Source organism: Roseospirillum parvum (assembly GCF_900100455.1).
Classification (GTDB): Bacteria; Pseudomonadota; Alphaproteobacteria; order Rhodospirillales; family Rhodospirillaceae; genus Roseospirillum; species Roseospirillum parvum.
Window position 1 is genome coordinate 667,646 of record NZ_FNCV01000001.1, and the last position, 23,216, is coordinate 690,861.

Sequence of the window (23,216 nt, forward strand, 5' to 3'; positions counted from 1 at the left end):
GCCGCCAGGGAGCGGATCGGCCGGCCGATGGAGGGGCCGGCCAGCGATTGACTTCGCGCGCCGAGTTGGGGACCATGAGGCGGTCCTTCCTTCGCCCGGTCCGAGATGACGAACTCCTTTCGCAACTTCGCCGGACTGTTGCGCGACGCGGCGCGCGACCTTCTGCCCATTGTCGCCGTCATTGCCTTCTTCCAACTGGCGGTGCTGCAACAGCCGTTCCCCGGCGGGGTGGGGCCGATCCTGGGTGGGCTGGCCCTGGTCGTGCTGGGGCTGGCCTTTTTCGTCCAGGGGCTGGAGATGGGCCTGTTCCCGCTCGGCGAGACCATGGCCCATGCCTTTGCCCGGCGGGGCAGTCTGCTGATCCTGCTCGCCTTCGCCTTTGCCCTGGGCTTTGGCACCACCATCGCCGAGCCAGCCCTGATCGCGGTCGCCGACGAGGCGGCGCGGGCGGCCGCCGGCTCCGGCGCCCTGCCCGACACCGAGGCGGCGCGCGACGGCTACGCCCAGGGCCTGCGCTACGTGGTGGCGCTGTCGGTGGGCAGCGCCATCAGCCTGGGGGTGATCCGCATCGCCCTGGGCTGGCCGCTCCAGGTGCTGATCATCGGCGGCTATCTGATCGTCGTCACCCTGACCTTCTTCGCGCCGCCGGAGATCGTCGGCATCGCCTATGATTCCGGCGGGGTGACCACCTCGACCATCACCGTGCCGCTGGTCACCGCTCTGGGGGTGGGACTGGCCAGCTCGATCAGCGGCCGCAATCCGATGATCGACGGCTTCGGGCTGATCGCCCTGGCCAGCCTGACCCCGATGATCTTCGTCCTGGTCTACGGCATGGTGATCCTGTGACGCTTGAGCAGACCGCCCTCGACTGGCTGGAAGACCTGGCCGACACCCTGGCCGGCACGCTGCTCGACGTGGTGCCCATCGCCAGCGTGCTGTTCGGCTTCCAGTACCTGATCCTGCGCCGCAAGGTGCCCAACATCGGCCGCGTGGTGGCCGGCTTCATCTATGTGGTGATCGGCCTGACCCTGTTCCTGGTCGGCCTGGAAAAGGCGCTGTTCCCGCTCGGCCGGCTGATGGCGACCCAGCTCACCTCGCCCGATTTCCTGGGCCTGGTGCCCGAACTGGCAACCTGGAGCGACTACGGCTGGGTCTACCTGTTCGCCGCCCTGATCGGCTTTTCCACCACCATCGCCGAGCCGGCCCTGATCGCCGTGGCGCTGAAGGTGCAGGAGGTGTCCGGTGGCGCCATCCGGGCCGGCGGCCTCAGGCTGGCGGTGGCCGCCGGGGCCTCCATGGGGGTGACGTTGGGCACCTTGCGCATCATCGAGGGGCTGGCCCTGCACCATCTGATCATCGGTGCCTACGCGGTGGTCATCGTGCAGACCCTGCTGGCGCCCAAGGCCATCATCCCGCTGGCCTACGACAGCGGCGGCGTCACCACCTCGACCGTCACCGTGCCCCTGGTCACCGCCCTGGGCCTGGGGCTGGCCTCGGTCATTCCGGGGCGCTCGCCGCTGCTCGATGGCTTCGGCATGATTGCCCTGACCTGCCTGTTTCCCATGATCACCGTGATGGGCTACGCCCAGATGGCCCACCTGCTGGCCCGCCTGAGGGCCCGCCGCGCAACCAAGTCCCCGTCCGCTCCGCCCAGCTCTCCGGAGGCGCCGTCATGAAGTTCAAGCTGATCATCGTCCTGGTCAACGACGACCAGACCGAAAGCATCGTCACCGCGGCCCGCGAGAACGGGGCGACCGGCTGCACGGTGCTGACCAATGCCAGGGGCGAGGGCCTGAAGAAGGCCAAGACCTTCCTCGGGCTCGATCTGTCCGGGGCGCGCGACATGATCCTCACCCTGGTCGAGGAGCACATGAGCCGCACCATCCTGGAAACCATCGCCGAGGTCGGGGCGTTCGAGGAGAAGCCCGGCACCGGCATCGCCTTCATGCTCGACATCGAGGACGCGGTCGGGCTGTCGAGCCAGATCGGCACCATCTCCTCCGAATACAAGGACGAGCTTTAGAGCCATGCCCGACAAGACCTTCACCCCCGTCTCGCGGGTCATGAACCCGCCCCTGATCGTCGATGGTCTGGCCACCGTCAGCGAGGCCCTGGGCGCCATGCGCCAGCGCGGGGTCAGCTCGGTGGTCATCAACAAGCGTTTCGAGTCGGACGAGTACGGCCTGGTGGTCATCTCCGACATCGCCACCAAGGTGGCGGCCAGCAATCGGCCGCCGCACCGGGTCAGCGTCTACGAGGTGATGAGCAAGCCGGTCTTGACGGTGCGCGCCAACATGGATATCCGCTACGCCCTCAGGATGCTGACCCAGTTCCGCGTCTCGCGGGCCCTGGTCCTCGACAAGGGCGAGTTGGCCGGCATCGTCACCATGCGCGACCTGACCCTGGCCCATCTGCTGGGGCTGCCCGAAGACCCGCCGGCCAAGACGCTGGCGGGCGACTGATCCCAAGCCCCCCGGGGGGTCGCGCCCATCATTCCTCGCCCGAGTTCGGAGAGTCCCCCTGCCCATGGACGCGATCCTGCCTTACGTGATGTTCGTCGCCGGCCTGATCCTGCTGCCGGTGGGGGCGGAGGTGCTGGTCCGCGGCTCGGTCGCCCTGGCCGAGCGCCTCGGCATCTCGCCGCTGGTGGTCGGACTGACCGTGGTTGCCTTCGGCACCTCGGCGCCGGAGCTGGTGGTCTCCCTGAACGCCGCCCTGAGCGGCGTGCCGGCCATCGCCATCGGCAACGTGGTCGGCTCCAACATCGCCAACATCCTGCTCATCCTGGGCTGCGCGGCGCTCCTCAAGCCGGTCCACGCCGAGCCCCGGAGCTTCCTGCGCGACGCCGGCATCATGGTGCTGGTCACCCTGCTGGCCATTGGCGCCATGAGCAGCGGCGCCGTGCCCCGCTGGCAGGGCATCGTGATGCTGGTCCTGCTGCTTGCCTTCATCCTGTTTTCCTACTGGCAGGGGCGGCGCGACACCGCCGCCGCCGAAGCCCACCTGCACGAGGTGGAGGAACTGGAGGGCCTCAAGCAGCGCCCCCTGTGGATGATCGCCGGCGCGGTGCTGGTCGGTCTGGCGGCGGTCGTCTGGGGGGCCGACCTGCTGGTCGACGGGGCGGTGGTGATCGCCCTTGGCTTTGGCATTCCGGAAGAGGTGATCGGCCTGTCGATGATCGCCATCGGCACCTCGCTGCCCGAGCTGGCGACCGTGGTCGCGGCGGCCCGCAAGGGGCACACCGATATTGCCGTGGGCAACGTGCTGGGCTCCAACATCTTCAACATCCTGGCCATCCTGGGCACCACGGCGGTGGTGGTGCCGGTGCCGGTGCCGGCCCAGGTGATGGCCTTCGACGTCTGGGTGATGCTCGCCTCGGCGGTGCTGGTGATCCCCTTGATGCTCACCGGGCGCAACCTGGGGCGCCTGGAGGGCGGTGGCCTGCTGCTTGCCTACGGGGCCTACATCACCCTGCTGTATGTGGGCGTGGACAAGGTGATCGGCTGAGGCGATGAGCGACGCGGACCACTCTCCCTCCGTCACCGGTGCCCGGCCGGTCGCCCCGGTGCCCCGGGTGGCCCTGGTCACCGGGGCCGGGCGGCGCATCGGGCGGGCCATCGCCAGCCATCTGGCGGGCGCCGGCTGGGCGGTGGCGCTGCACCACCGGGCGGCCGAGGCGGAGGCCGCCGGGCTGGCCGAGCGCATTGCCAGGGACGGCGGGCGGGCGGTGCATCTGGCCGCCGATCTGGCCCGCGAGGACGAGGTGGTGGGGCTGGTCGCGGCGGCCGAGGCGGCGCTGGGGCCGGTCGGGCTGGTGGTCAACAACGCCTCGCGCTTCGAGTGGGACACCGCCCTTGAGAGCACCCGCGCCGACTGGGATGCCCATCTGGAGACCAACCTGCGCGCCCCCTTCGTGCTGATCCAGGAGATGGCCCGGCGCCTGCCCGAGGGTTCGGGCGGGCTGGCGGTCAACATCATCGACCAGCGGGTCTGGAACCTGACGCCCTATTTCACCACCTATACCCTGAGCAAGGCCGGCCTGTGGACGCTGACCCAGACCCTGGCCCTGGCCCTGGCCCCAAGGGTGCGGGTCAACGCCATCGGCCCGGGGCCGACCCTGCCCAGCCCGCGCCAGGACCGCGCCGCCTTCGAGGCCCAGTGCGACTCCGTGCCGCTGAGGCGCGGCACCGATCCCGACGAAATCTGCCGGGCCTTAAGCTTTATCCTTGATGCGCCGGCGCTGACCGGGCAGATGATCGCGCTGGACGGGGGTCAGCACCTGGGGTGGGCCCAGGGCGATCCCCGGCGCGGCGCCGACGAGTAGCAGGCCCATCCCCCACCGTTTTCCTTCCACTGGTCAGGTCGCCATGTCCCCGATGCCCAAGAACACCGTCGTCCAGCCGCTGCGCATCGCCGATGCCCGCAGCGGGCTGCGCCATGTCTTCCTGCGCGACCTGGAACGCCCCTGCCGGATCGGTGTGCACGCCCACGAGCGCGAGCGGCCGCAGCGGGTGCGCATCAACCTGGATCTGGCGGTGTGGGAGGATCAGCCCGACCAGATCGGCGACAATCTGGCCAACGTGGTGTGCTACGAGATGGTCGCCGAGCGCATTCGGGCCATTCTCGACGACGGCCACGTCAATCTGGTCGAGACCCTGGCCGAGCGCATCGCCCACCTGTGCCTGCAGGACCCCCGGGTGCACTCGGCCCGGGTGCGCATCGAGAAGCTGGAGGTCTTCCCCGATGCCTTCAGCGCCGGGGTGGAGATCGAGCGCTTCAATCCGGTCCGGTAAGTCCACCGCCAGCGCCTGAATACAGAACGACGTCAGTTCTGCGACGGTGTCGTGACGGCGCGGTGTCGTCGCGACGGCACTGGTGTGTCGGATGAGTGTCCGCCAACTGGATAATGTCTTGGCAAGAGGCGGAAAATCCCTTGCCATACCGCCAAACCGGCCGAGTTGTTCACAGGGCAGGGGGGGCCTGCGATTCGTCAAAGCGTGTCAAGCCGATTTTCCTGTTGCCCGTTACCTGTGTCACCAGTTTCCCTCAAAATACAGCAAAAACAATAGATTAGCAGCTATGCTCAAAAAGTAGGCAGGGGGGTGCGGAGCCCGGACTTCCGCGCCTCTGACCGCTTCGGTCCCGTCTTCTCAACAAAGTTATCCACAGGTTTGGTGGATATCTTCCGAGTCGCCGTGTCCTATCCGGAAGAAGTAGGGATGTGACGGCCCGACGACCTTTCTGTGGCGGCCCGTCGCGGGCCTGGATCCGTGACGGCCCGTTGCGGGCCTGGAAAACACCCTCTTTCGCCATCGCGGCCGCTGACCCATGTTGCGCTGGCCCGGCTCCCGTTCAAGTGAGTTCAGAAAACCGTCATGACCGACCCCGCGCCACCTCCCGTTGACGGCAGCCTCGCCGCCGGGGTGGCTGTGATCCGCCGCGTCCTGCCCACCCTGCCGGACAGCCCCGGGGTCTACCGCATGCTCGATGCGGCGGGCGACGCGCTGTACGTGGGCAAGGCCAAGAACCTCAAGCGCCGGGTGCCCAGCTACAGCCGGCCGGCCCTGTTGCCGCTGCGCCTGCAGCGCATGGTCTCCCGCACCGCCAGCCTCGAGGTGGTGACCACGGCCAGCGAGGCCGAGGCCCTGCTGCTGGAATCCAACCTGATCAAGCAGCTCAAGCCGCGCTACAACATCCTGCTGCGCGACGACAAGTCGTTCCCCTACATCCTGATCACCGGCGATCACGACTGGCCGCGCATCGTCAAGCATCGCGGCGCCCGCAAGCGGGCCGGCGAGTATTTCGGGCCGTTCGCCTCGGCCGGCGCGGTCAACGAGACGCTGGGCCACCTGGAGCGCGCCTTCCTGCTGCGCAGCTGCTCGGACAGTGTGTTCGCCAACCGCGCCCGGCCGTGCCTGATGTACCAGATCAAGCGCTGCAGCGCGCCCTGCGTCGGGCGCATCGACCAAAAGGACTATGCCGCCCTGGTGGCCGAGGCGCGGGCCTTCCTGACCGGGGCCAGCCAGCGCATCCAGGACGGACTGGTGGCCCGCATGGAGGCCGCCGCCGAGGCCCTGGATTTCGAGACCGCCGCCCACTGCCGGGACCGCCTGAAGGCGATGGCCCGCATCACGGCGCGCCAGGAGGTGAACCTGCCACGTCTGGGCAACGCCGACGTGATCGGCCTGCATCAGGCCGGTGGGCAGACCTGCGTGCAGGTGTTCCTGTTCCGCGCCGGGCAGAACTTCGGCAACCGGGCCTTCTACCCCAGCCACCCGCCGGAGGCCCCGGCCGAGGAGGTGCTGGCCGCCTTCCTCGGCCAGTTCTACGCCCGCTACGAGCCGCCGCCGGAAATCCTGCTCAGCCACCCGGCGGCCCAGCCCGAGGTGCTGGCCGAGGCGCTGGGCCTGCGGGCCGGGCGCAAGGTGCGCCTGGGCCGCCCGGAGCGGGGCGACAAGCGGCGTCTGGTCGCCCACGCCGAGACCAACGCCCGCGAGGCCCTGGGCCGCCGGCTGGCGGAAACCACGGCGCACAAGAAGCTGCTCGCCCAGTTGGCCGAAAAGCTGGGTATGGCGGCCCCCCCGGCGCGCATCGAGGTCTACGACAACAGCCACGTCCAGGGCCGCCACGCCGGCGGGGCGATGATCGTCGCCGGGCCGGAGGGCTTCGAGAAGGCCCACTACCGCACCTTCAGCATCAAGGACCCGGGGGCGGCCGGCGACGACTTCGCCATGATGGCCGAGGTCATGCGCCGCCGCTTCAGCCGGGTCTTGAAGGAGGACCCCGACCGCCAGCGCGGCCACTGGCCCGATCTGGTGCTGATCGACGGCGGCAAGGGGCAGCTTTCGACGGTGCTGAAGGCGCTCGACGAGCTGGGCATCGCGGTGGCTCCGGAGGGCCCGCTGGCCGTCGCCGCCATCGCCAAGGGGCCGGACCGCAACGCCGGCCGCGAGACCTTCCACCTGCCGGGCCGGGCGCCCTTCACCCTGCCCGAGCGCGATCCCGTCCTCTACCTGCTGCAACGCCTGCGCGACGAGGCGCACCGCTTCGCCATCGGCACCCACCGGGCCAAACGGGGCAAGGCGCTGACCGGCTCGCCGCTGGACAGCGTTCCCGGCATCGGGGCGCGGCGCAAGCGGGCCCTGCTCAACCATTTCGGCTCGGCGCGCGAGGTGGCCGCCGCCAGCATCGACGATCTGGCCGGCATCGAGGGCATCAGCCGGGCCCTGGCCGAGCGTCTGCACAATCATTTCCATGGCGGGGATTGAACGGGCGGCGAATTGAAAACCGAGCCGGTCGGCGAATTGAAAAAAGGCGGTGACCGGAAGCGGGTGAGGGGACTACGATCCGGGCCCTGTCTGCCGATGCTCCGGGGGGATCATGTACAGCCTGCCCAACCTTCTGACCCTGTCGCGGATCGCCGTCATTCCGCTGGTCATCGCCACCTTCTACGTGTCGGGACCGGAGGCGCGCTGGGTCTGCCTGACCCTGTTCGTGGCCGCCGCCATCACCGACTTCTTCGATGGCTGGCTGGCCCGCCGGTCCAACCAGGTGTCGGCCTTCGGGCGCTTCCTCGACCCCATCGCCGACAAGCTGCTGGTGGCGGCGGTGCTGCTGCTGCTGCCGGCCTTTGGCATGCTGAGCCCGTATTCCTTCATCCCGGCGATCATCATCCTGTGCCGCGAGATCCTGGTTTCCGGCCTGCGCGAGTTCCTGGCCGAGGTCCGGGTCGGCATGCCGGTGACCCGGCTCGCCAAGTGGAAGACCACGGCCCAGATGACGGCGCTTGGCGTGCTCATCGTCGGCGACCACGCCGGGCTGGGCTGGCTGCCGGTGCAGGCCCTGGGCGAGGTGCTGCTGTGGGCCGCCGCCGGGCTGACGGTGGTCACCGGGCACGACTACCTGAAGGCCGGGCTGAGCCACATGCGGGCCCAGGACATGAAACAGGATGGGGGCGAGGCCGGGGAGTCGGCGGCGTGAAGGTGCTCTACTTCGCCTGGGTGCGGACCACCATCGGCCAGGACGCCGAGACGGTGAGCCCGCCGCCCGAGGTGGCGAGCGTCGACGACCTGCGCCGCTGGCTGTGCGCCCGGGGCCCCGGCCATGCCCAGGCGCTGGGCGAGCCGGCCCGGCTGCGGGCGGCGCTGGATCAGGAACACGTGGGCTTCGACGCCCCCCTGGCCGGGGCGGCCGAGGTGGCCTTCTTTCCGCCCATCACCGGCGGCTGAGGCGGCGCCATGAGTGGGCTCACCCTCACCCGCCTGTCGGCCGAGCCGCTCGACCCGATGGCCGAGTGGGCCGCCTTCGAGGGGAGGCGGACGGGCAACGGGGCGGTGGTCTCGTTCCTCGGCCAGGTGCGGGCCGACGACGGCGTGGTGGCGCTGACCCTGGAGCACTATCCCGGCATGACCGAGCGGCGCCTTGAGGCCCTGCCCGGGGCGGCGCGGGCCCGCCATGGCGCCGATCTCGACCTTTTGGTGGTGCACCGGGTGGGGCGGGTCGACCTGGGCCAGCCGATCGTGCTGGTGCTGGCCGGGGCGCCGCACCGCGACGCCGCCTTCGCCGCCTGCCGGTTCCTGATCGACCGGTTGAAGGCCGAGGTGCCGTTCTGGAAGTACGTCCACCGGGCCGACGGCGCCGGCCACTGGCTGGCGCCGCCGCGCGGTGGGGCCGGTTAGACCGCTTGCCCGACCACCTTTTCGGCCCCGCCGCCCACCTTCAGCAGGCGGCGGGTGAGGGTTTCGTTGGTCGCGATGGTCTTCCACTGGACGTAGACCAGGGGCAGCATCAGGGCCAGATGAACCAGCGAGTACTTGTCGACCAGCCCGGTCTTGATCAGCCCCAGGTGGACGAAGAAGTTGCCGACCACGAACAGGGCGACGCCGGGGCAGATCAGGGTGAAGGACAGCGGCGAGTACTTGTCGCCCCGCAGATAGTCGCGAAAGTAGCCCAGCCGGCGCATCACGGTCAGGCCGAGCAGGCCGAAGACCAGCTGCACGCCCATCAGGGCGGTGATCAGGACCAGGGTGCCGGCCGGCGCCGGATGACTGCCGAAGGTCACCGCCAGGCCGTGGTTGATGCGCACCAGGGCGATCACCGAGACGGTCAGGATGGGGATCATCAGCCACAGGCTGGGGCTGCCTTCCTCGCTGATGCCGTGGGCCATCATGTCCTGGAAGCCGGTGACGGTCTTGACCAGGGCCAGCAGCAGCGCCCCGGAGAGGAAGCAGATCGACAGCACGGCGCCGATGGTCGAGGTGGCCGGCACGCTGCTCATCGCCGCCGGGGCGGCGAAGCCGACGCCGATCATGGCGAAGGCGAAGATGGCGATCAACTGGCTCAGGTTGTTGTTCTGGCTGCGGTCGAAGCGGCCCTCGACGATGATGCGGCCGAAGTAGTCGAGGAACAGCCGCACCCCGTACACCGCGATCGCCGCGAAGGCGGCCAGGGCGCCCGGAAACAGCCACTCGACCACCGACCACAGCCCGGGCACGAAGACGGCGCCCAGGATGAAGCTGACGTTGACGGTCATCGCCAGGGTCAGCGGGATGGCCATCAGCGACACCTCGCCGTTGCCCTGCTTCAGGTGGTGCCACGCCTCGGTCTGCTTGAACAGGGCGTATTCCTTCAGGTTCCAGGCCAGCAGGCGATAGTGGCGGAAGGCGAAGACCAGGATGCCCAGCGCCGCCGCGCCGATCAGCCCGCCCATCACGGGATCGCCGGTCAGCACCGGCCACAGGGTGTCGAAGGTGGGGATCGGCGTGCCCTTGGGGCGCGGGACCAGGAACAACAGGTACATGAAGAACGATACGGCAAGGCCGCCGTTGCCCAGGGCGGCCAGGAACAGCGAGGGGTGATAGCCTTGGCGCAGGTTGCGGCGCAGCGGCATGGGGAAATCCTCCAGGGCTTGGAACGGGACGGGGAGCGCGGTACCCTGGGAAGCGGTATATATTAGAAAAACCTGAACTGAAATTGACGAAACGCAAGGTGGTTGACGGGCAATCTCCTCGACGGGGGTTGCACGGCGCGTATGATGGCCCACCGGCAGGGGCGAGGCGAACGGCGGGAGCCATGATCAACCGGGTATGGACGGCTTTTCGGCGAGCGGCGGGTCTGGTGGCGGTGGGGGTCTGCCTGTGGGCGCTGGTCGCCGGCGGGCCGGCGCGGGCGGTCGAGCCGGTGGAGGGGCCGACGCTGACCATCGGCATCACCCAGTTCCCGGGCAACTTCCACCCGGCCATCGACGCCATGATGGCGAAAAAGTACATCCTGAGCCTGACCCGGCGCCCGCTGACCGCCTACGATGCCGACTGGCACCTGGTCTGCCTGCTGTGCGAGGAGCTGCCCACCCTGGAGAATGGCGGGGCGCGCCTTGAGGACATCCCGCCCGAGGAGTCGGGCCTCGGCGACGGCAAGGGCATGGCCGTCACCTACACCCTGAAGGCGGGGGCGCGCTGGGGCGACGGCATCCCGGTGAGCACCCGCGACGTGGTTTTCGCGTGGCAGGTCGGGCGTCACCCGGACAGCGGCATCACCAACGGCGAGCTGTACCGGCGCATCCGCGCGGTGGAGGTCCACGATGGGCGCACCTTCACCCTGCATCTCGACCGGGTCAGCTTCAAATACAACGCCCTCAACGACTTCAAGGTGTTGCCGGCGCACATCGAGCGGGTCCGCTTCGAGGCCGACCCGGCCCGCTACCGCACCTTGAGCGCCTACGAGCGGACCACCGAGGCTCCGGGCCTGTACTTCGGGCCCTACCGCGTCGAACGGGTGACGCCGGGGGTTTCGGTCAGTCTGGTGCGCAACGAAACCTGGTGGGGCAAGCCGCCGGTCTTCGGGCGCATCGTCGTCAAGGCCATCGAGAACACCAGCGCCCTGGAGGCCAACCTGCTCTCCGGCTCGATCGACATGATCGCCGGCGAGCTGGGCCTGACCATCGATCAGGCGCTGGCCCTGGAGCGCCGCCACGGCGATCGCTTCCAGTTCCTCTATCGCCCCGGGCTGGTCTACGAGCACCTGGACGCGCGCCTGGACGACCCCATCCTGCGCGATGTCAGGGTGCGGCAGGCGCTGATGTACGGCCTCGACCGCGAGCTGATCACCGGCCAGTTGTTCGAGGGCCGCCAGCCGGTGGCCCACGGCCCGGTCAGCCCGCTCGACCCGATGTACGCCGCCGAGGGGGTGCCCCACTATCAGTACGATCCGGCGCGCGCCAAGGTGCTGCTGGAAGACGCCGGCTGGCATGCCGATCCCTCTGGCGTGCGGCGCAATGCCGACGGCGAGCCGCTGCGCCTGACCCTGGCCACCACCGCCGGCAACCGCATCCGCGAGTTGGTCCAGCAGGTGCTGCAAAGCCAGTGGCGGACCATCGGGGTGGAGGTCAGGATCGACAACCAGCCGCCCCGGGTGCTGTTCGGCCAGGGGCTGTCGCGGCGCACCTTCCAGGGGCTGGCCCTGTTCGCCTGGATCAGCTCGCCGGACAACGTGCCGCGCACCACCCTGCACTCGGCCATGATTCCCTCGGCCGACAACGGCTGGGCCGGGCAGAACTACACCGGCTTCGCCAACCCGGAGATGGACCGCCTGATCGACGCCCTGGAGGTGGAACTGGACCCCGCCGCCCGGGCGGCGCTGTGGCGGGATCTCCAGGCCCTCTATGCCGAGCGCCTGCCGGCCCTGCCGCTGTACTTCCGGGCCAACACCCATGTCCTGCCGCGCTGGCTGGAGGGGGTGAGGCCGACCGGTCACCAGGACCCGACCACCCTGTGGGTCGAGGACTGGCGGATTGGCCCGGGTGGGCCGTTGGACGGGTCGGGTGGTGGGCTATTGGACGGCTCGGGCGGCGATCCATGACCAGCCCCTGGCGTCGCGCCCTGCCCGGGGTGGGGCGGCTGGTCCAGTCGCTGGCCGTGATGGTGGTGCTGTCGTTCCTGCTGTTCCTGCTGATCGACCTGATGCCGGGCGATCCGCTCGACCTGATGCTGGCCACCAACCCCGACGCCAGCCCGGCCGACATCGCCCGCCTGAAGGCCCAGGTCGGGCTCGACCGGCCGTTGCTGGTCCGCTGGAGCGAGTGGCTGGTCGGCCTGATGGGCGGCGAGTTGGGCATTTCGCGGCTGTTCGCCGCCCCGGTCGGCGAGGTGCTGATGGCGCCGCTGGGGCGCACCCTGGTGCTCATGGCGCTGGCCCTGGGGCTGGCCCTGGCGGTGGCCGTGCCGCTGGCGGTGGCGGCGGCGATGGCGCCGCGCCGGCCGATCGACTACCTGGCCAATCTGGTCGCCTTCGCCGGCATCAGCCTGCCGCCCTTCTGGTTGGGGCTGCTGCTGATCCTGCTCTTCGCGGTCACCCTGGGCTGGCTGCCGGCCGGCGGACCGGCGCCGCCGGGCAGCGGGATCGGCGCCACCCTGGCCCATCTGATCCTGCCGGCCATCACCCTGGCCGCCCTTCAGGTGGGCCAGTACACCCGCCACCTGCGGGCGGCGCTGATCGAGGTGTTGCGGGCCGACCACATCCGCACCGCCCGGGCCAAGGGGCTGGGGCGGCTGGCCGTGGTGCGCCGCCATGCCCTGCGGCTGGCCAGCCTGCCGGTGGTCACTCTGCTCGGGCTGGACCTGGGTCTGCTGGTCTCCGGGGCGGTGGTGACCGAGGCCGTCTTCGCCTACCCGGGCATGGGCAAGCTGACCTACGACGCGGTGATGGGCAACGATTATCCCCTGGCCCTGGCCACCCTGATGCTGGGCACGGCGCTGGTTCTGCTCGGCAACGTGCTGGCCGACATCGCCCTGGGGCTGCTCGACCCGCGCATCGGCCTGGAGGACGGACGGTGAGGGTCCAGGGTCCGCTCGGCCGCGCCCTGGCCCGGCTGGCGCGCCACCGGCTGGCCGGGGTGGGGGCCGCCCTGCTGCTGCTGCTGGTCGCCCTGGTGCTGGCCCGGCCGCTGATCGCCGCCCTGCTCGGCACCGATGCCGAGGCGGTCGACCTGCTGGCCCGGGGGGCGCCGCCGTCGCCGGCCCATCCCCTGGGCACCGACGATCTGGGGCGCGACCTGTTGTTGCGCCTGCTCGCCGGTGGTCAGGTGTCGCTGCTGGTCGGCCTCGCCGGGGCCCTGGGGGCCGGCCTGATCGGCGCCCTGATCGGCCTGGTGGCTGGTTGGCGCGAGGGCTGGCTGGACGCCGCCCTGATGCGCTTCACCGACGGCCTGCTGGCGCTGCCCCTGTTGCCGCTGCTGATCGTCCTGGCGGCCATCGACCCGGGCCGGGTGCTGCCCGAGTCGTGGGGGATGGGGCCGCTGGTCGAGGTGGGGCGGATCGTGGTGCTGGTCGCCCTGGCCGGCTGGCCGACCACCGCCCGGCTGGTCCGCGCCGCCACCCTGAGCCTGAAGCGCCGCGAGTTCGTGCGCGCCGCCGAGGCCCTGGGCGTGCCCGGGCCGCGCATCGTGCTGCGCCACATCCTGCCCAACGCGGCGGCGCCGCTGGTCGTTGCCACCACGCTGACGGTGGGCAACGTGATCCTGTTGGAAAGCGCGTTGAGTTTTCTTGGCCTGGGCATCCGCCCGCCGCTGGCCACCTGGGGCAACATGCTGAGCGGCGGGCTGGAGACGGTGTGGACCGCGCCCCTGATGGTGATCGCCCCGGGGTGCCTGATCTTCCTCACCGTGATGGCCGTCAACTTCCTGGGCGACGGCCTTCACGAGGCGCTCGATCCCCGGGGCGACTGAAGCGGGCTGCCCGCCTCAGTGCGACATCAGCACCGGCACCGTCATGTGGCGCAGGATGTGCCGGGTGACGCCGCCCAGCACCAGCTCGCGCAGCCGCGAGCGGCCGTAGGCCCCCATGACGATCAGGTCGACGTTCTCGTCGGCGGCGCGCGACAGCAGCAGGTTGCCCGGGTCGACGTTGTCCACCGTCACATGCTGGGCGTCGGCCTTCACCCCGTGGCGGGCCAGATGCAGGCTGATGTCGGCCCCCGGCACGTCGCCGTGCTCGCCGTTGGCGGGGTTGACCGACAGCACGTGGACCTTGTTGGCCCGGGTCAGGAAGGGCATGGCGTCGGCCACCGCGCGGGTCGCCTCGCGGCCGCCGTTCCAGGCCACCATGATGTTGCTGCCCAGGTTCTTCACGTTGTCGATGTAGGGGGTCACCAGGACCGGGCGCCCGGCGTCGAGCACCAGATGGTCGATCAGCTCGTTCTCGCCCTCGACGGCTTCCAGTTCGGGGTCCACCTGACCGGCGATGACCAGATCCACGTACTTGGCGTTGAGGCACATCACATCGACCAGATGGCCGCCGACGGCCCGCCACTCGTACTTGACGCCGGCCGCCTTGGCCTGCTTCTCGAACATCCGTCGGGCTTCCTCGGCCGCCTCGTCGGCGTAGGCGCGCTGGGCCTGGACCACCTCGGGACCGAGCTGGGAGAGAATGAACTGGGGCACGTGCGGGTGGTGCTTGACGTGCAGCCCGATCAGGTGGGCGTCGAACCGGGCGGCCAGCTCCAGACCCACGGCCAGACGGGCCGGGGCGTGCTTGCCGGTATCCACATGAACCAGAATGTCCTTCAGCATCGGGGCAACTCTCCTGGGGAGACTCGGGCGGGGCGGAAACTGGAGGGGGTGGGGGGATTTGGTGGAAACTGGTGAACCGGAGCGGGGCGCGCGGCGGGGATGCCACGGCGGATGCCGCATGCGGGAAGCGGATGCCGCATGCGGGAAACCGAGCCTGCCGGATGGTGCCCAAGAAGGCGGGTTGTGGCAACCCCCAGACTCGCTTACCGGAATTGCCCCTGGCACAAGGGTCGGCGGGCTCGCTCCGCCCCGTCCCGTCGGGCCCGGGACCGCGGCCCCGAGCGGTCCGCCCGACGGTAAGACCCTCGCAACATTGCGGTCTCCTTACTGCTTTTTTATTTGGCCTGGGGGGACGCCTGGACCTACAGTGTCGCCGCGGTCGCCACCCCTTTTGGTGGGCTGATGGTCCAACAGGGCTGATGGTCCAACAGGGTGGTGCCCGGGTCCTGACCGGGGATGGGACGCGGAGCGCGACGGGTCTGGATGGTGGGTCTTGCTGACCTCTTGGGCCCGTGCCAAGGCGCCGTGCAGCCGGCCAGGGTCCGACCCCGGGTTCGCGAGACCGGCTTCGTGATACCGGCTTCGTGATACCGGGTTTGCGACCGAGGATGTCACCGGATGGTGACGCCGAGAATGTCACCGGACGGTGACGCCACGCCCCCGCGATGGGGCGCCACCGCCCCCGACGCCGCCTGGAAGCACCGGCGAAGGGTCGGCAAGGGCGCCGGGAGCGGCGACGCACCGTCCCACGGATGGAAGGCCAGGCCGCCTCTTCCTGATTGCTGGGCAAGGGCGCCGGGTCACCCAAGGTTACCAAGCAGGTCCGGGAGGGACAGAAATGGACTACGACCGTTTTTTCGCTGATCGGCTGTCGGCGTTGCGCGGCGAGGGCGCCTACCGGGTGTTCGCCGATCTCGAACGACAGGTCGGCGCCTTCCCCAAGGCCCGCAATTACCGCGACGGCAAGGTCAGCGACGTCACCATCTGGTGCAACAACGACTACCTCGGCATGGGCATGAGCGACCATGTGATCGGGGCCATGTGCGAGGCCACCAAGGCCACCGGGGCCGGCGCCGGCGGCACCCGCAACATCTCCGGCACCAACCACTACCATGTGCTGCTGGAGCAGGAGCTGGCCGACTGGCACAACAAGGATTCGGCCCTGCTGTTCACCTCGGGCTACGTGGCCAACATGACCACCCTGATGACCCTGGGCGGGCGCATCCCCGATCTGGTGATCTTCTCCGACGAGAAGAACCACAACTCGATGATCGAGGGGGTCCGGCACTCCCGCGCCCCCAAGGAGATCTTCAAGCACAACGATGTGGAGGATCTCGACCGGCGCATGGCCAAGTACCCGAAGGAGCACCCCAAGCTGGTGGCCTTCGAAAGCGTCTACTCGATGGACGGCGACATCGCCCCGCTGCGCGAGATCGTCGATTGCGCCAAGGCCCACAACGCCCTGACCTTCCTGGATGAAGTCCATGCCGTGGGCATGTACGGCGAGCGCGGCTCGGGGGTGGCCGAGCGCGACGGGGTGGCCGACGAGATCGACATCATCCAGGCCACCATGGGCAAGGCGATCGGCGTCATCGGCGGCTACATCGCCGGCAAGGCCGATCTGATCGACTTCGTGCGCAGCTTCGGCAACGGCTTCATCTTCACCACCTCGCTGCCCCCCTCGGTCGCCTCCGGGGCCCTGGCCAGCGTGCGCTACCTGAAGGACCACAACGACCTGCGCCTCCGCCACCAGGAGCGCGCCGCCACCCTGAAGCGCCGCTTCACCGAGGCCAACATCCCGATCATCCCCTCGGTCAGCCACATCGTGCCGGTGCTGGTCGGCGACGCCAAGCTGTGCAAGCAGGCCTCCGACATGCTGCTCAACGATCACGGCATCTATGTGCAGCCGATCAACTACCCGACCGTGGCCCGTGGCACCGAGCGTCTGCGCGTTACCCCGACGCCGCTGCACACCGACGCCGACATGGATCATCTGGTCGACTCGTTCATGGAAGTGTGGGGTCGCCTGGGCATCCAGATGGCGGCCTGATCCCGTCGCCCGGTCGGCGGTCTCCGCGCCGCCGCCGGCGTCATCGCGGGTGGTCCCCCGCGTCCACGGCCCCCTGTTCCTGTCGGAACGGGGGGCCGTTCCGTTTCCGCGCCGGCGGCTTGAAACCTCCTTGTCGCGCCTAGAGCCGGGAGCGAAAAATCGGAACCACTTGGTGGTTCCCGATTTTTGGCTCAAATCGGCTCTACACCTAAAATCTAGAGCCGATCGTGCGAAATCTGAAGCGCTCCGCGATTCACATTTCGCACGATCTGCTCTGGCTCGGCCGAGTGGTCTGGACGCCAAGGCCGCTCTGGCCTATATCCCCGGCCCGGGGTACCATCCCCCTGAAACGGCGCCCCCTCCCGGGGCGTTCCCGCCATCCGGCCGCCACGATCCCCGCCCGGGCGGTGGGGAGCTTGTCAACCAGGGGCCATGTACGCCGATAACACCCTTACCCCCCGCGAAGCGGTCCGCCTGTGCGCCCTGGGCACCATTGCCCAGGGACCGATGCACTATGCCGATCTGGCCTCCAGCGTGCGCAACTTCATCTCGCGCATCACCGGCCCGTCGCTCGACCTGCTCGGCACCTCGATTGAGCTTCTGCGCTTCGAGGGGCTGGTCGACTCGGTCGATGGCGCGGGCATGGAAGACAATGCCCTGCTGACCATCAGCGAGGCCGGGCGGGCCGAGTTCCGCCACCTGATGACCGCCCCGCTGCGCCCGGCCAGCGACCTGTCCAAGCTGATCAGTGCGTTGAAGTTCCGCTTCCTGCACCTGCTGGAGCCGGAAGACCGCATCGCCCAGGCCGACCTTCTGGTCGAGACCTCGGAAACCGGCCTCAACCGGCTGATCGACCTGCGGGCCCGCATCACCGACGAGGAAGGCTACGTGGGCGAGTGGCTGGACCAGGAAATCGGTCGCGCCGAAAGCCGTCTGCGCTGGCTGGAAGACCTGCGCGAGCGGATCGCCCTGAACGCCTGACAGCGCTCTTGACACCCTTGGGTCGGGCCCGCTATATGGCCTCTCCCGCGGCCGGGGCAGCCCCCCGAACAGCGCCGCGGACGCCCTTGGTAGACGGCCCCGAAGGTAACCAACCTGATCCGGGGCCCCCACGGAATGGCTGGGTAGCTCAGCTGGTTAGAGCGCGGCACTCATAATGCCGAGGTCGGCGGTTCGAGCCCGCCCCCAGCTACCAAGGGTCCACCCCATCCCCACCGGTACGACGCGCCGCCACGCCGCCCTCAGGGCGGGGGGCGGCCTGGCATCGCGGCCACGCACACCTGGCCGTCGCGGACGCATACCGGCACCGGCGCCAATCCCCGATCCTCGCAGTCGCCCCCCAGACAGCGGCCGTCCTCGACCGCGTAGCGGGCGTAGTGCACCTGACAGACGATGCTGCCGTCGCCCGGATCGACGAAGGGGTGGTCGGGGCGCACGTTCAGCGGCACCCCGAAGTGGCGGCAGGCGTTGACATAGGCGCGGGCAGTATCGCCCACCCGCAGGACCATCAGGCGCAGGGGTTTGCCGCCCTCGGGGGCGGGCAGAACCACTTCGCGGCCCTGGCCGTCGGGGATCTCGGCCAGGGCGATCAGCCGCTGGCCGGGGGCTGGCGCGGCTGGGTGCTCGGGCCACTGGGCAGGGTTTTCCATGACCCTTCTCAGGCCTTGTCCGCCATCACGTCCGCCACTTCGTCCGGTTCGTCGGAAAAGCGGGCGGCGATGCGCGCGAAGTGCCCCTCGATGCGCAGGAAGGCGTCGACCAGATCGGGGTCGAAGTGCCGGCCCCGTCCCTCGGTGATGATCTCGACCGCCTTCCCGTGCGGGAAGGGCGGCTTGTAGACGCGCCGGCTGATCAGCGCGTCGTAGACATCGGCCAGCGCCATCAGGCGTCCGGAGAGCGGGATGTCGGTGCCCTTCAGGCCCTGCGGGTAGCCGGTTCCATCCCATTTTTCCTGATGGGTGTGGGCGATCTCGCGGGCCAGGCGCAGGAACGACGAGGTGGTGTTGCCCAGTTGCGCCTCGGCGGTGGCGATGGCGTCGCGGCCCAGGGTGGTGTGGGTCTTCATGATCTCGAACTCTTCCGCCGTCAGCGGGCCCGGCTTCAACAGGATGCTGTCGGGGATGCCCACCTTGCCGATGTCGTGCAGCGGCGCCGACTTGTAGAGCCGGGTGATCTCCTCCGGTGGCAGCGCCGGGGCGAAGCGCGGGTCCTTGGCCAACTCCTCGGCCAGCGCCTTGACGTAGTGCTGGGTGCGGCGGATGTGGTTGCCGGTCTCGTTGTCGCGGGTTTCGGCCAGCGAGGCCATGGCCAGGATGGTGGCGTCCTGGACCATGCCCAGCTCGCGGGTGCGCTCGGCGACCCGCTCCTCGAGCAGGCGGTTCTGGTCCTTGAGGGCATGCTGGGCCCGGGTCAGCGCGAGGTGGGTGCGCACCCGGGCCTCGACCACGGCCGGCGTGAAGGGCTTGGTGATGTAGTCGACGGCGCCGACCTCGAAGCCGTGCGTCTCGTCGCTCACCTCGCTCATGGCGGTGAGGAAGATGATGGGAATCTCGGCCGTCGCCGGGTCGGCCTTCAGCTTGCCGCACACCTCGTAGCCGTCCATGCCGGGCATCATGATGTCGAGCAGGATCAGGTCCGGGGACGGTGTGCCGTGGGCCAGCTCCAGGGCCTTGGCGCCATCGGTGCCGATGCGGGTGCGGTAGTGGCGTTTGAGGACGGTGTTGATGATGGCGATGTTGGCCGGGGTGTCATCAACGATCAGGATGGTCGGGGTGTCGTCCATCAGGGGGGTTCTCCGGCGGACGGGGCGCGAAAACGAGCGATCTCGGCGCGGGCGGCATCGAAGTCGAAGCCGTCGATGTGCTCGCCCAGGCGGTGCAGGGCGTCGGCCGGCAGGGCCTCGGCCAGATCGTGGCGCAACTCGGCGAAGAGGTCCACCGCCGCCCCGTCGGCGGCGGCCAGCAGGCTGTCCAGCCGCGCCATCTGGTCGGCGACGCGGGCCGGGTCGGCGGCCGCCGTCGGGGTCGGGGCGGGGCGGGCCTCGGCACCGGGCAGGGCCAGGGCGATGGCGGTGGTCGCCTGGCTCAGGTGCTCGGCCAGATCGGCCATGGCGGGGTCGTCGTGGACCTTTGTCGGGGCCACCCTGAGGCGGGCCTCGAGCGCCGCCGCCGCCTTGCCGAGGGCGCCGTGGCCGAGGCTGCCGGCCAGCCCCTTCAGGGTGTGCACCCGGCGCATCGCCGCCGTCGTGTCGCCGGCTTCGAGGTCGGCCGTCAGGGCGTCCAGGGTGTCGGCCTGTTCGCGGGCGAAACGGCGCAGCAGCTTCCTGTAAAGGTCGAGGTCGCCCCCCATCCGGGCCAGACCCTGGGCGGTGTCGAAGCCGGGGATGGCGGGCAGGCCGTCGGGCGGATCGGGCGTTGGGACGGCGGCGGGCGCCGACGGGGCGGCCTCGCCCGCTGGCAGCACCCCGGCCAGCACGGCATAGAGGACGTTGGGGTCGATCGGCTTGGTGATGTGGCCGGCCATGCCGGCCCGGGTGGTGCGCTGGCGTTCCTCGGCCATGGCGTGGGCGGTCATGGCGATGATCGGCAGGTCGGCGAAGCGTTCGTTGGCGCGCAACCGGCGGGTCGTCTCCCAGCCGTCCATTTCCGGCATCTGCAGGTCCATCAGCACGGCCTGCCAGGGCAGGGGATCGGGGCTGTCCTTCAGCATGTCGAGCGCGATGCGGCCGTTGGCCGCCGTGTCGGCGCTGATTCCCACCTTGCCGAGCAGGGCGACGGCGATCTCGCGGTTGGTCGGGTTGTCCTCGACCAGCAGCACCCGCTGGCCGCCGAGGCGGGTGGTGTCGGCTGAACCGACCGGGGGGGCGCCCGGGTGGCGGCTGCTGCGGGCCGGGGCCAGACGCAGGGTGAAGGCGAAGGTGCTGCCGGCGCCGGGTTGGCTTTCCACCCAGATGGTGCCGCCCATCAGCTCGACCAGGCGCTTGCAGATGGACAGCCCCAGCCCGGTGCCGCCATAGCGCCGGGTGGTCGAACTGTCGGCCTGGGAAAAGGCCTGGAACAGGCGGCCCTGTTGTTCCTCGCTGAGGCCGATGCCGGTGTCGCTGACCATCGCCTTGACGAGCACCACCCCGGGGTCGGGGTCGGGCAGGCGCTCCAGGCGCACCGTGACGCCGCCGCTGTCGGTGAACTTCAGGGCGTTGCCGACCAGATTGGTCAGCACCTGGCCGAGCCGCAGGGGGTCGCCGGCGAGCACCCTGGGCAGCCCGGGGGCGGCCTCGATGGTCAGCGACAGGCCCTTGTCCTGGGCCCGGTGCTCGAACAGGGTGGCCAGGGTGTCGAGCACCTCCGCCAGATCGAAATCGACGGTTTCCATGCTCAGCTTGCCGGCCTCGATCTTGGAGAAGTCGAGAACGTCGTTGAGGATGCCGAGCAGGGCATGGGCCGCTTTCTGGATCTTTTCCACGTAGTCGCGCTGGCGCCCGCTGAGGTCGCTGTCCAGGGCCAGATGGGCCATGCCCAGGATGGCGTTCATGGGGGTCCTGATCTCGTGGCTCATGTTGGCCAGGAAGTCGCTCTTCAGGCGGCTGGCTTCCTCGGCCAGCTCCTTGGCCCGTTCCAGTTGCAGCTCGGCCATCTTCTTGTCGGTGATGTCCTGCCAGTAGCCGTTCCACACCACCGAGCCGTCCCTGATCGCCTGGGCGAAGGTTTCCACGGCGATCCAGCGCTCCTCTCCCCGTGACCGGTGGCGGAACTCGAAACTGGTTGATTTGCCGTCCCGGATGGCCTGTTGGTCCATCTCCTTGATCGGTGCGCGGTCTTCCGGCGCCACCTGCTGCCAGCGCCTTTCGGGGTCGGCCATCAACTGGTCGGAGGTCATGCCGAGCAGGTCGGCCGCCTTGCGGCTGACGAAGGAATAGTAGGTACGTCCGTCCGAGGTGCGGCGGAACTGGAACAGGGCCACCGGCACGGTGTTGGAGATGTCGGTGATCTGCTGGCGGGCCCGTTCGGCGGCATCGCGGGCCCGGGCCAGATCGTTCTCGGCTTGGCGGCGCTTGGTGATGTCCAGGCCCAGGCCGTCCCACTGCACGCTGCCGTCGGGACGTTCGTAGGCCCGGGCCGCCACCTCCAGCCACACCGTCTCGCCCTCGGGGGTCAGGATGCGGAAGGTCTGGTACCAGAAGCCGCGCGTCGTCAGCACCTCGGTCAGGGTCCGTTCGACCACCTCGCGGTCCTCCGGGTGAACCCGGTCGTGGAACACCTCGGTCAGGGTTTCCGGGCCGGCGTCCTCGGCGACGCCAAAGGTGTCCAGCATGTAGGGGCTGGCGTAGAAGATGTGGATCAGCGTCTCGCCAGGGCTTCGGTGGTGCGCCTCAAGGCTGGCCAGGGGCACGAACTGGAAAACCATCGCCGGCAGGTTGACGGTCAGGTTGCGGAAGCGTTCGGTCTGCCGCCGGTTGTCCTCCAGGGCGATCTTCAGGGCCTGTTCGGTGCGCTTGCGCTCGGTGATGTCGGTGTAGGTGCTGACGAAACCGCCGCCCGGGATGGGCCCGCCGCGGACCTCGATGAAACGGCCGTTGCCGCGCTTGCGTTCGAAGCTGTGGGGCTGGAAGCGGCGGGCCTGGGCGATCAGCGCCTGGAGCATGGCCTCGGGGTCGTCATCGCCGTCGATGAACTCGCCGCGCTCCAGGTCGTGGCGCATGAAGGCCTCGAAGGGCGTGTCGGGGACGGCCAGCTCGGCCGGATAGTCGCGGATGTCGAGGAAGTTCTGGTTGCAGGCGACCAGCTTCAGGTCGCTGTCGAAGGCGACCAGACCCTGCTCCATGGCATCGAGCACGGTCTGCAGGATGGCCCGCTTCTCCTCCAACTCGGCGGTGCGTTCGCGGACCAGGCTTTCCAGGTGGTTGCGGTAGCGGGCGATCTCCGCCTCGGCGGCGATCTGGTCGGTCTGCATCTGGTTGAAGGCGGCGATCACCCGGCCCAGTTCGTCGTCGCTGCCCCAGTCCACGGTGACCCGGCGTCCGCTCCGGGTCTGCTCGATGGCGGCGCCGAGGCGGGCCAGCGGCCGGCCGAGCAGGCGCCGCGCCGAGACCACCGAGCCGAAGGCCAGCATCAGGGTCAGAAGGCCCAGCGCCACCACGTCGCTGATCACCCGGGCGCGCACCGTCGACTGGATCTGGGCGTCCGAGAAGGTGGCGATCAGGCGGCCCACCGGCTCGCTGCGCACCGGGGTGACCTGGTGGCTGATCGCCACCTCGTGGTGCAGGTGGGCGGCCGGCGGCGCGGCCGGCGGCGACCCCACGGCGGCCAGGGTGCGGCCGCCCAGGTCGGTCACCTCCAGCCGCCGGACGATGGAATTGCGGGCCATGATGGCCAGCATCGCCTCCAGTTGCGGGGTGTCGAATTCCCACAGCGGCTCGGACAGGGTGGCCCCCTGGATGGTCATGAAGGCCCGCATGTCCTGGGCCAGGGCGGCCTGCTGGGAGGCATAAAAGCGGTATTCGAGGAAGCCGAAAAGCAGGGCCATGGTGCTCAGCACCAGGGCGAGGAAGCCGATCATCAGCTTGGCGGTCAGACTTTTCAGCATGGTCCGGTGCGGGAAGGGGGC

Annotated in this window: 21 protein-coding genes and 1 tRNA gene; 17 read left to right on the forward strand and 5 right to left on the reverse strand. The window is 69.7% G+C overall.

The annotated features are described in order from the left end of the window. Window positions 1-105 precede the first annotated feature (105 nt). The 11 genes from BLR95_RS02785 to BLR95_RS02835 all read left to right on the forward strand — a co-directional run bounded on the left by BLR95_RS02785 (window position 106) and on the right by BLR95_RS02835 (window position 8,678). On the forward strand, window positions 106-846 hold the full coding sequence (locus tag BLR95_RS02785; RefSeq protein ID WP_092615018.1) for a DUF1538 domain-containing protein: 741 nt from the start codon (window positions 106-108) through the stop codon (window positions 844-846). Continuing rightward, on the forward strand, window positions 843-1,676 hold the full coding sequence (locus tag BLR95_RS02790) for a DUF1538 domain-containing protein (protein WP_218119457.1): 834 nt from the start codon (window positions 843-845) through the stop codon (window positions 1,674-1,676). Before BLR95_RS02785 ends, BLR95_RS02790 begins: the two co-directional genes overlap by 4 nt. Continuing rightward, complete coding sequence (locus BLR95_RS02795) at window positions 1,673-2,023, forward strand: P-II family nitrogen regulator (RefSeq protein ID WP_092615021.1); 351 nt, start codon at window positions 1,673-1,675, stop codon at window positions 2,021-2,023. The genes BLR95_RS02790 and BLR95_RS02795 overlap by 4 nt, the downstream gene beginning before the upstream one ends. 4 nt (window positions 2,024-2,027) lie before the next feature. Beyond that, window positions 2,028-2,462 (forward strand): CBS domain-containing protein, encoded by a 435-nt coding sequence (locus tag BLR95_RS02800; protein ID WP_092615024.1) that lies wholly within the window; start codon window positions 2,028-2,030, stop codon window positions 2,460-2,462. Window positions 2,463-2,526: 64 nt separating this feature from the next. Then, window positions 2,527-3,507 (forward strand): calcium/sodium antiporter, encoded by a 981-nt coding sequence (locus BLR95_RS02805; protein WP_092615027.1) that lies wholly within the window; start codon window positions 2,527-2,529, stop codon window positions 3,505-3,507. Window positions 3,508-3,511: 4 nt separating this feature from the next. Then, window positions 3,512-4,324: an SDR family oxidoreductase gene (locus BLR95_RS02810; protein ID WP_092615030.1), complete on the forward strand. Its 813-nt coding sequence runs from the start codon at window positions 3,512-3,514 to the stop codon at window positions 4,322-4,324. A 43-nt stretch (window positions 4,325-4,367) separates the two neighbouring features. Beyond that, complete coding sequence (locus BLR95_RS02815) at window positions 4,368-4,793, forward strand: dihydroneopterin aldolase (RefSeq protein ID WP_092615033.1); 426 nt, start codon at window positions 4,368-4,370, stop codon at window positions 4,791-4,793. Window positions 4,794-5,375: 582 nt separating this feature from the next. Further along, complete coding sequence (gene uvrC, locus BLR95_RS02820) at window positions 5,376-7,268, forward strand: excinuclease ABC subunit UvrC (RefSeq protein ID WP_092615036.1); 1,893 nt, start codon at window positions 5,376-5,378, stop codon at window positions 7,266-7,268. A gap of 109 nt (window positions 7,269-7,377) precedes the next feature. Continuing rightward, the gene (gene pgsA / locus BLR95_RS02825) at window positions 7,378-7,980 is read left to right on the forward strand and encodes a CDP-diacylglycerol--glycerol-3-phosphate 3-phosphatidyltransferase (protein WP_092615040.1); all 603 of its coding nucleotides are present in this window, start codon (window positions 7,378-7,380) and stop codon (window positions 7,978-7,980) included. After that, on the forward strand, window positions 7,977-8,228 hold the full coding sequence (gene moaD / locus BLR95_RS02830; protein ID WP_092615043.1) for a molybdopterin converting factor subunit 1: 252 nt from the start codon (window positions 7,977-7,979) through the stop codon (window positions 8,226-8,228). The genes pgsA and moaD overlap by 4 nt, the downstream gene beginning before the upstream one ends. A 9-nt stretch (window positions 8,229-8,237) precedes the next feature. Beyond that, window positions 8,238-8,678 (forward strand): molybdenum cofactor biosynthesis protein MoaE, encoded by a 441-nt coding sequence (locus BLR95_RS02835; RefSeq protein WP_092615046.1) that lies wholly within the window; start codon window positions 8,238-8,240, stop codon window positions 8,676-8,678. Here BLR95_RS02835 and BLR95_RS02840 read toward each other — a convergent pair. Beyond that, a complete protein-coding gene (locus tag BLR95_RS02840; RefSeq protein WP_092615049.1) occupies window positions 8,675-9,889 on the reverse strand; it encodes a TsoY family (seleno)protein in 1,215 nt (404 codons plus the stop codon). The two genes, BLR95_RS02835 and BLR95_RS02840, sit on opposite strands and share 4 nt — an antisense overlap. Window positions 9,890-10,071: 182 nt before the next feature. On the opposite strand from BLR95_RS02840, the gene BLR95_RS02845 reads away from it, so the two are divergent. The 3 genes from BLR95_RS02845 to BLR95_RS02855 are packed head-to-tail and all read left to right on the forward strand — an operon-like array spanning window position 10,072 to window position 13,720. After that, window positions 10,072-11,856: a peptide ABC transporter substrate-binding protein gene (locus BLR95_RS02845; protein ID WP_092615052.1), complete on the forward strand. Its 1,785-nt coding sequence runs from the start codon at window positions 10,072-10,074 to the stop codon at window positions 11,854-11,856. Then, window positions 11,853-12,830 carry an ABC transporter permease gene (locus tag BLR95_RS02850; protein WP_092615054.1) on the forward strand — a complete coding sequence of 326 codons (978 nt, stop codon included), beginning with the start codon at window positions 11,853-11,855 and terminating at the stop codon, window positions 12,828-12,830. Before BLR95_RS02845 ends, BLR95_RS02850 begins: the two co-directional genes overlap by 4 nt. Then, window positions 12,827-13,720 (forward strand): ABC transporter permease, encoded by an 894-nt coding sequence (locus tag BLR95_RS02855; RefSeq protein ID WP_218119458.1) that lies wholly within the window; start codon window positions 12,827-12,829, stop codon window positions 13,718-13,720. Before BLR95_RS02850 ends, BLR95_RS02855 begins: the two co-directional genes overlap by 4 nt. Before the next feature lie 15 nt (window positions 13,721-13,735). Here BLR95_RS02855 and BLR95_RS02860 read toward each other — a convergent pair whose 3' ends face one another. Then, on the reverse strand, window positions 13,736-14,563 hold the full coding sequence (locus BLR95_RS02860) for a universal stress protein (RefSeq protein ID WP_092615057.1): 828 nt from the start codon (window positions 14,561-14,563) through the stop codon (window positions 13,736-13,738). Between the two features lie 838 nt (window positions 14,564-15,401). On the opposite strand from BLR95_RS02860, the gene hemA reads away from it, so the two are divergent. From hemA to BLR95_RS02875, 3 genes are all read left to right on the forward strand, one after another. Next, on the forward strand, window positions 15,402-16,613 hold the full coding sequence (hemA, locus tag BLR95_RS02865; protein WP_092615060.1) for a 5-aminolevulinate synthase: 1,212 nt from the start codon (window positions 15,402-15,404) through the stop codon (window positions 16,611-16,613). Between the two features lie 432 nt (window positions 16,614-17,045). Then, window positions 17,046-17,594: a hypothetical protein gene (locus BLR95_RS02870; RefSeq protein ID WP_092615062.1), complete on the forward strand. Its 549-nt coding sequence runs from the start codon at window positions 17,046-17,048 to the stop codon at window positions 17,592-17,594. 137 nt (window positions 17,595-17,731) lie between these two features. Beyond that, window positions 17,732-17,808, forward strand: a tRNA-Met gene (locus tag BLR95_RS02875). A gap of 46 nt (window positions 17,809-17,854) precedes the next feature. On the opposite strand, the gene BLR95_RS02880 is transcribed toward BLR95_RS02875, so the two are convergent. Genes BLR95_RS02880 through BLR95_RS02890 form a run of 3 tightly spaced genes read right to left on the reverse strand, consistent with a single transcriptional unit; the run spans window position 17,855 to window position 23,195 of the window. After that, entirely contained in the window at window positions 17,855-18,262 is a 408-nt protein-coding gene (locus BLR95_RS02880; RefSeq protein ID WP_092615065.1) for a Rieske (2Fe-2S) protein, read from the reverse strand. An 8-nt stretch (window positions 18,263-18,270) separates the two neighbouring features. Continuing rightward, the gene (locus BLR95_RS02885; protein ID WP_092615068.1) at window positions 18,271-19,395 is read right to left on the reverse strand and encodes an HD-GYP domain-containing protein; all 1,125 of its coding nucleotides are present in this window, start codon (window positions 19,393-19,395) and stop codon (window positions 18,271-18,273) included. Further along, window positions 19,395-23,195: a PAS-domain containing protein gene (locus tag BLR95_RS02890; RefSeq protein ID WP_092615071.1), complete on the reverse strand. Its 3,801-nt coding sequence runs from the start codon at window positions 23,193-23,195 to the stop codon at window positions 19,395-19,397. The genes BLR95_RS02885 and BLR95_RS02890 overlap by 1 nt, the downstream gene beginning before the upstream one ends. Between the last annotated feature and the right edge of the window lie 21 nt (window positions 23,196-23,216).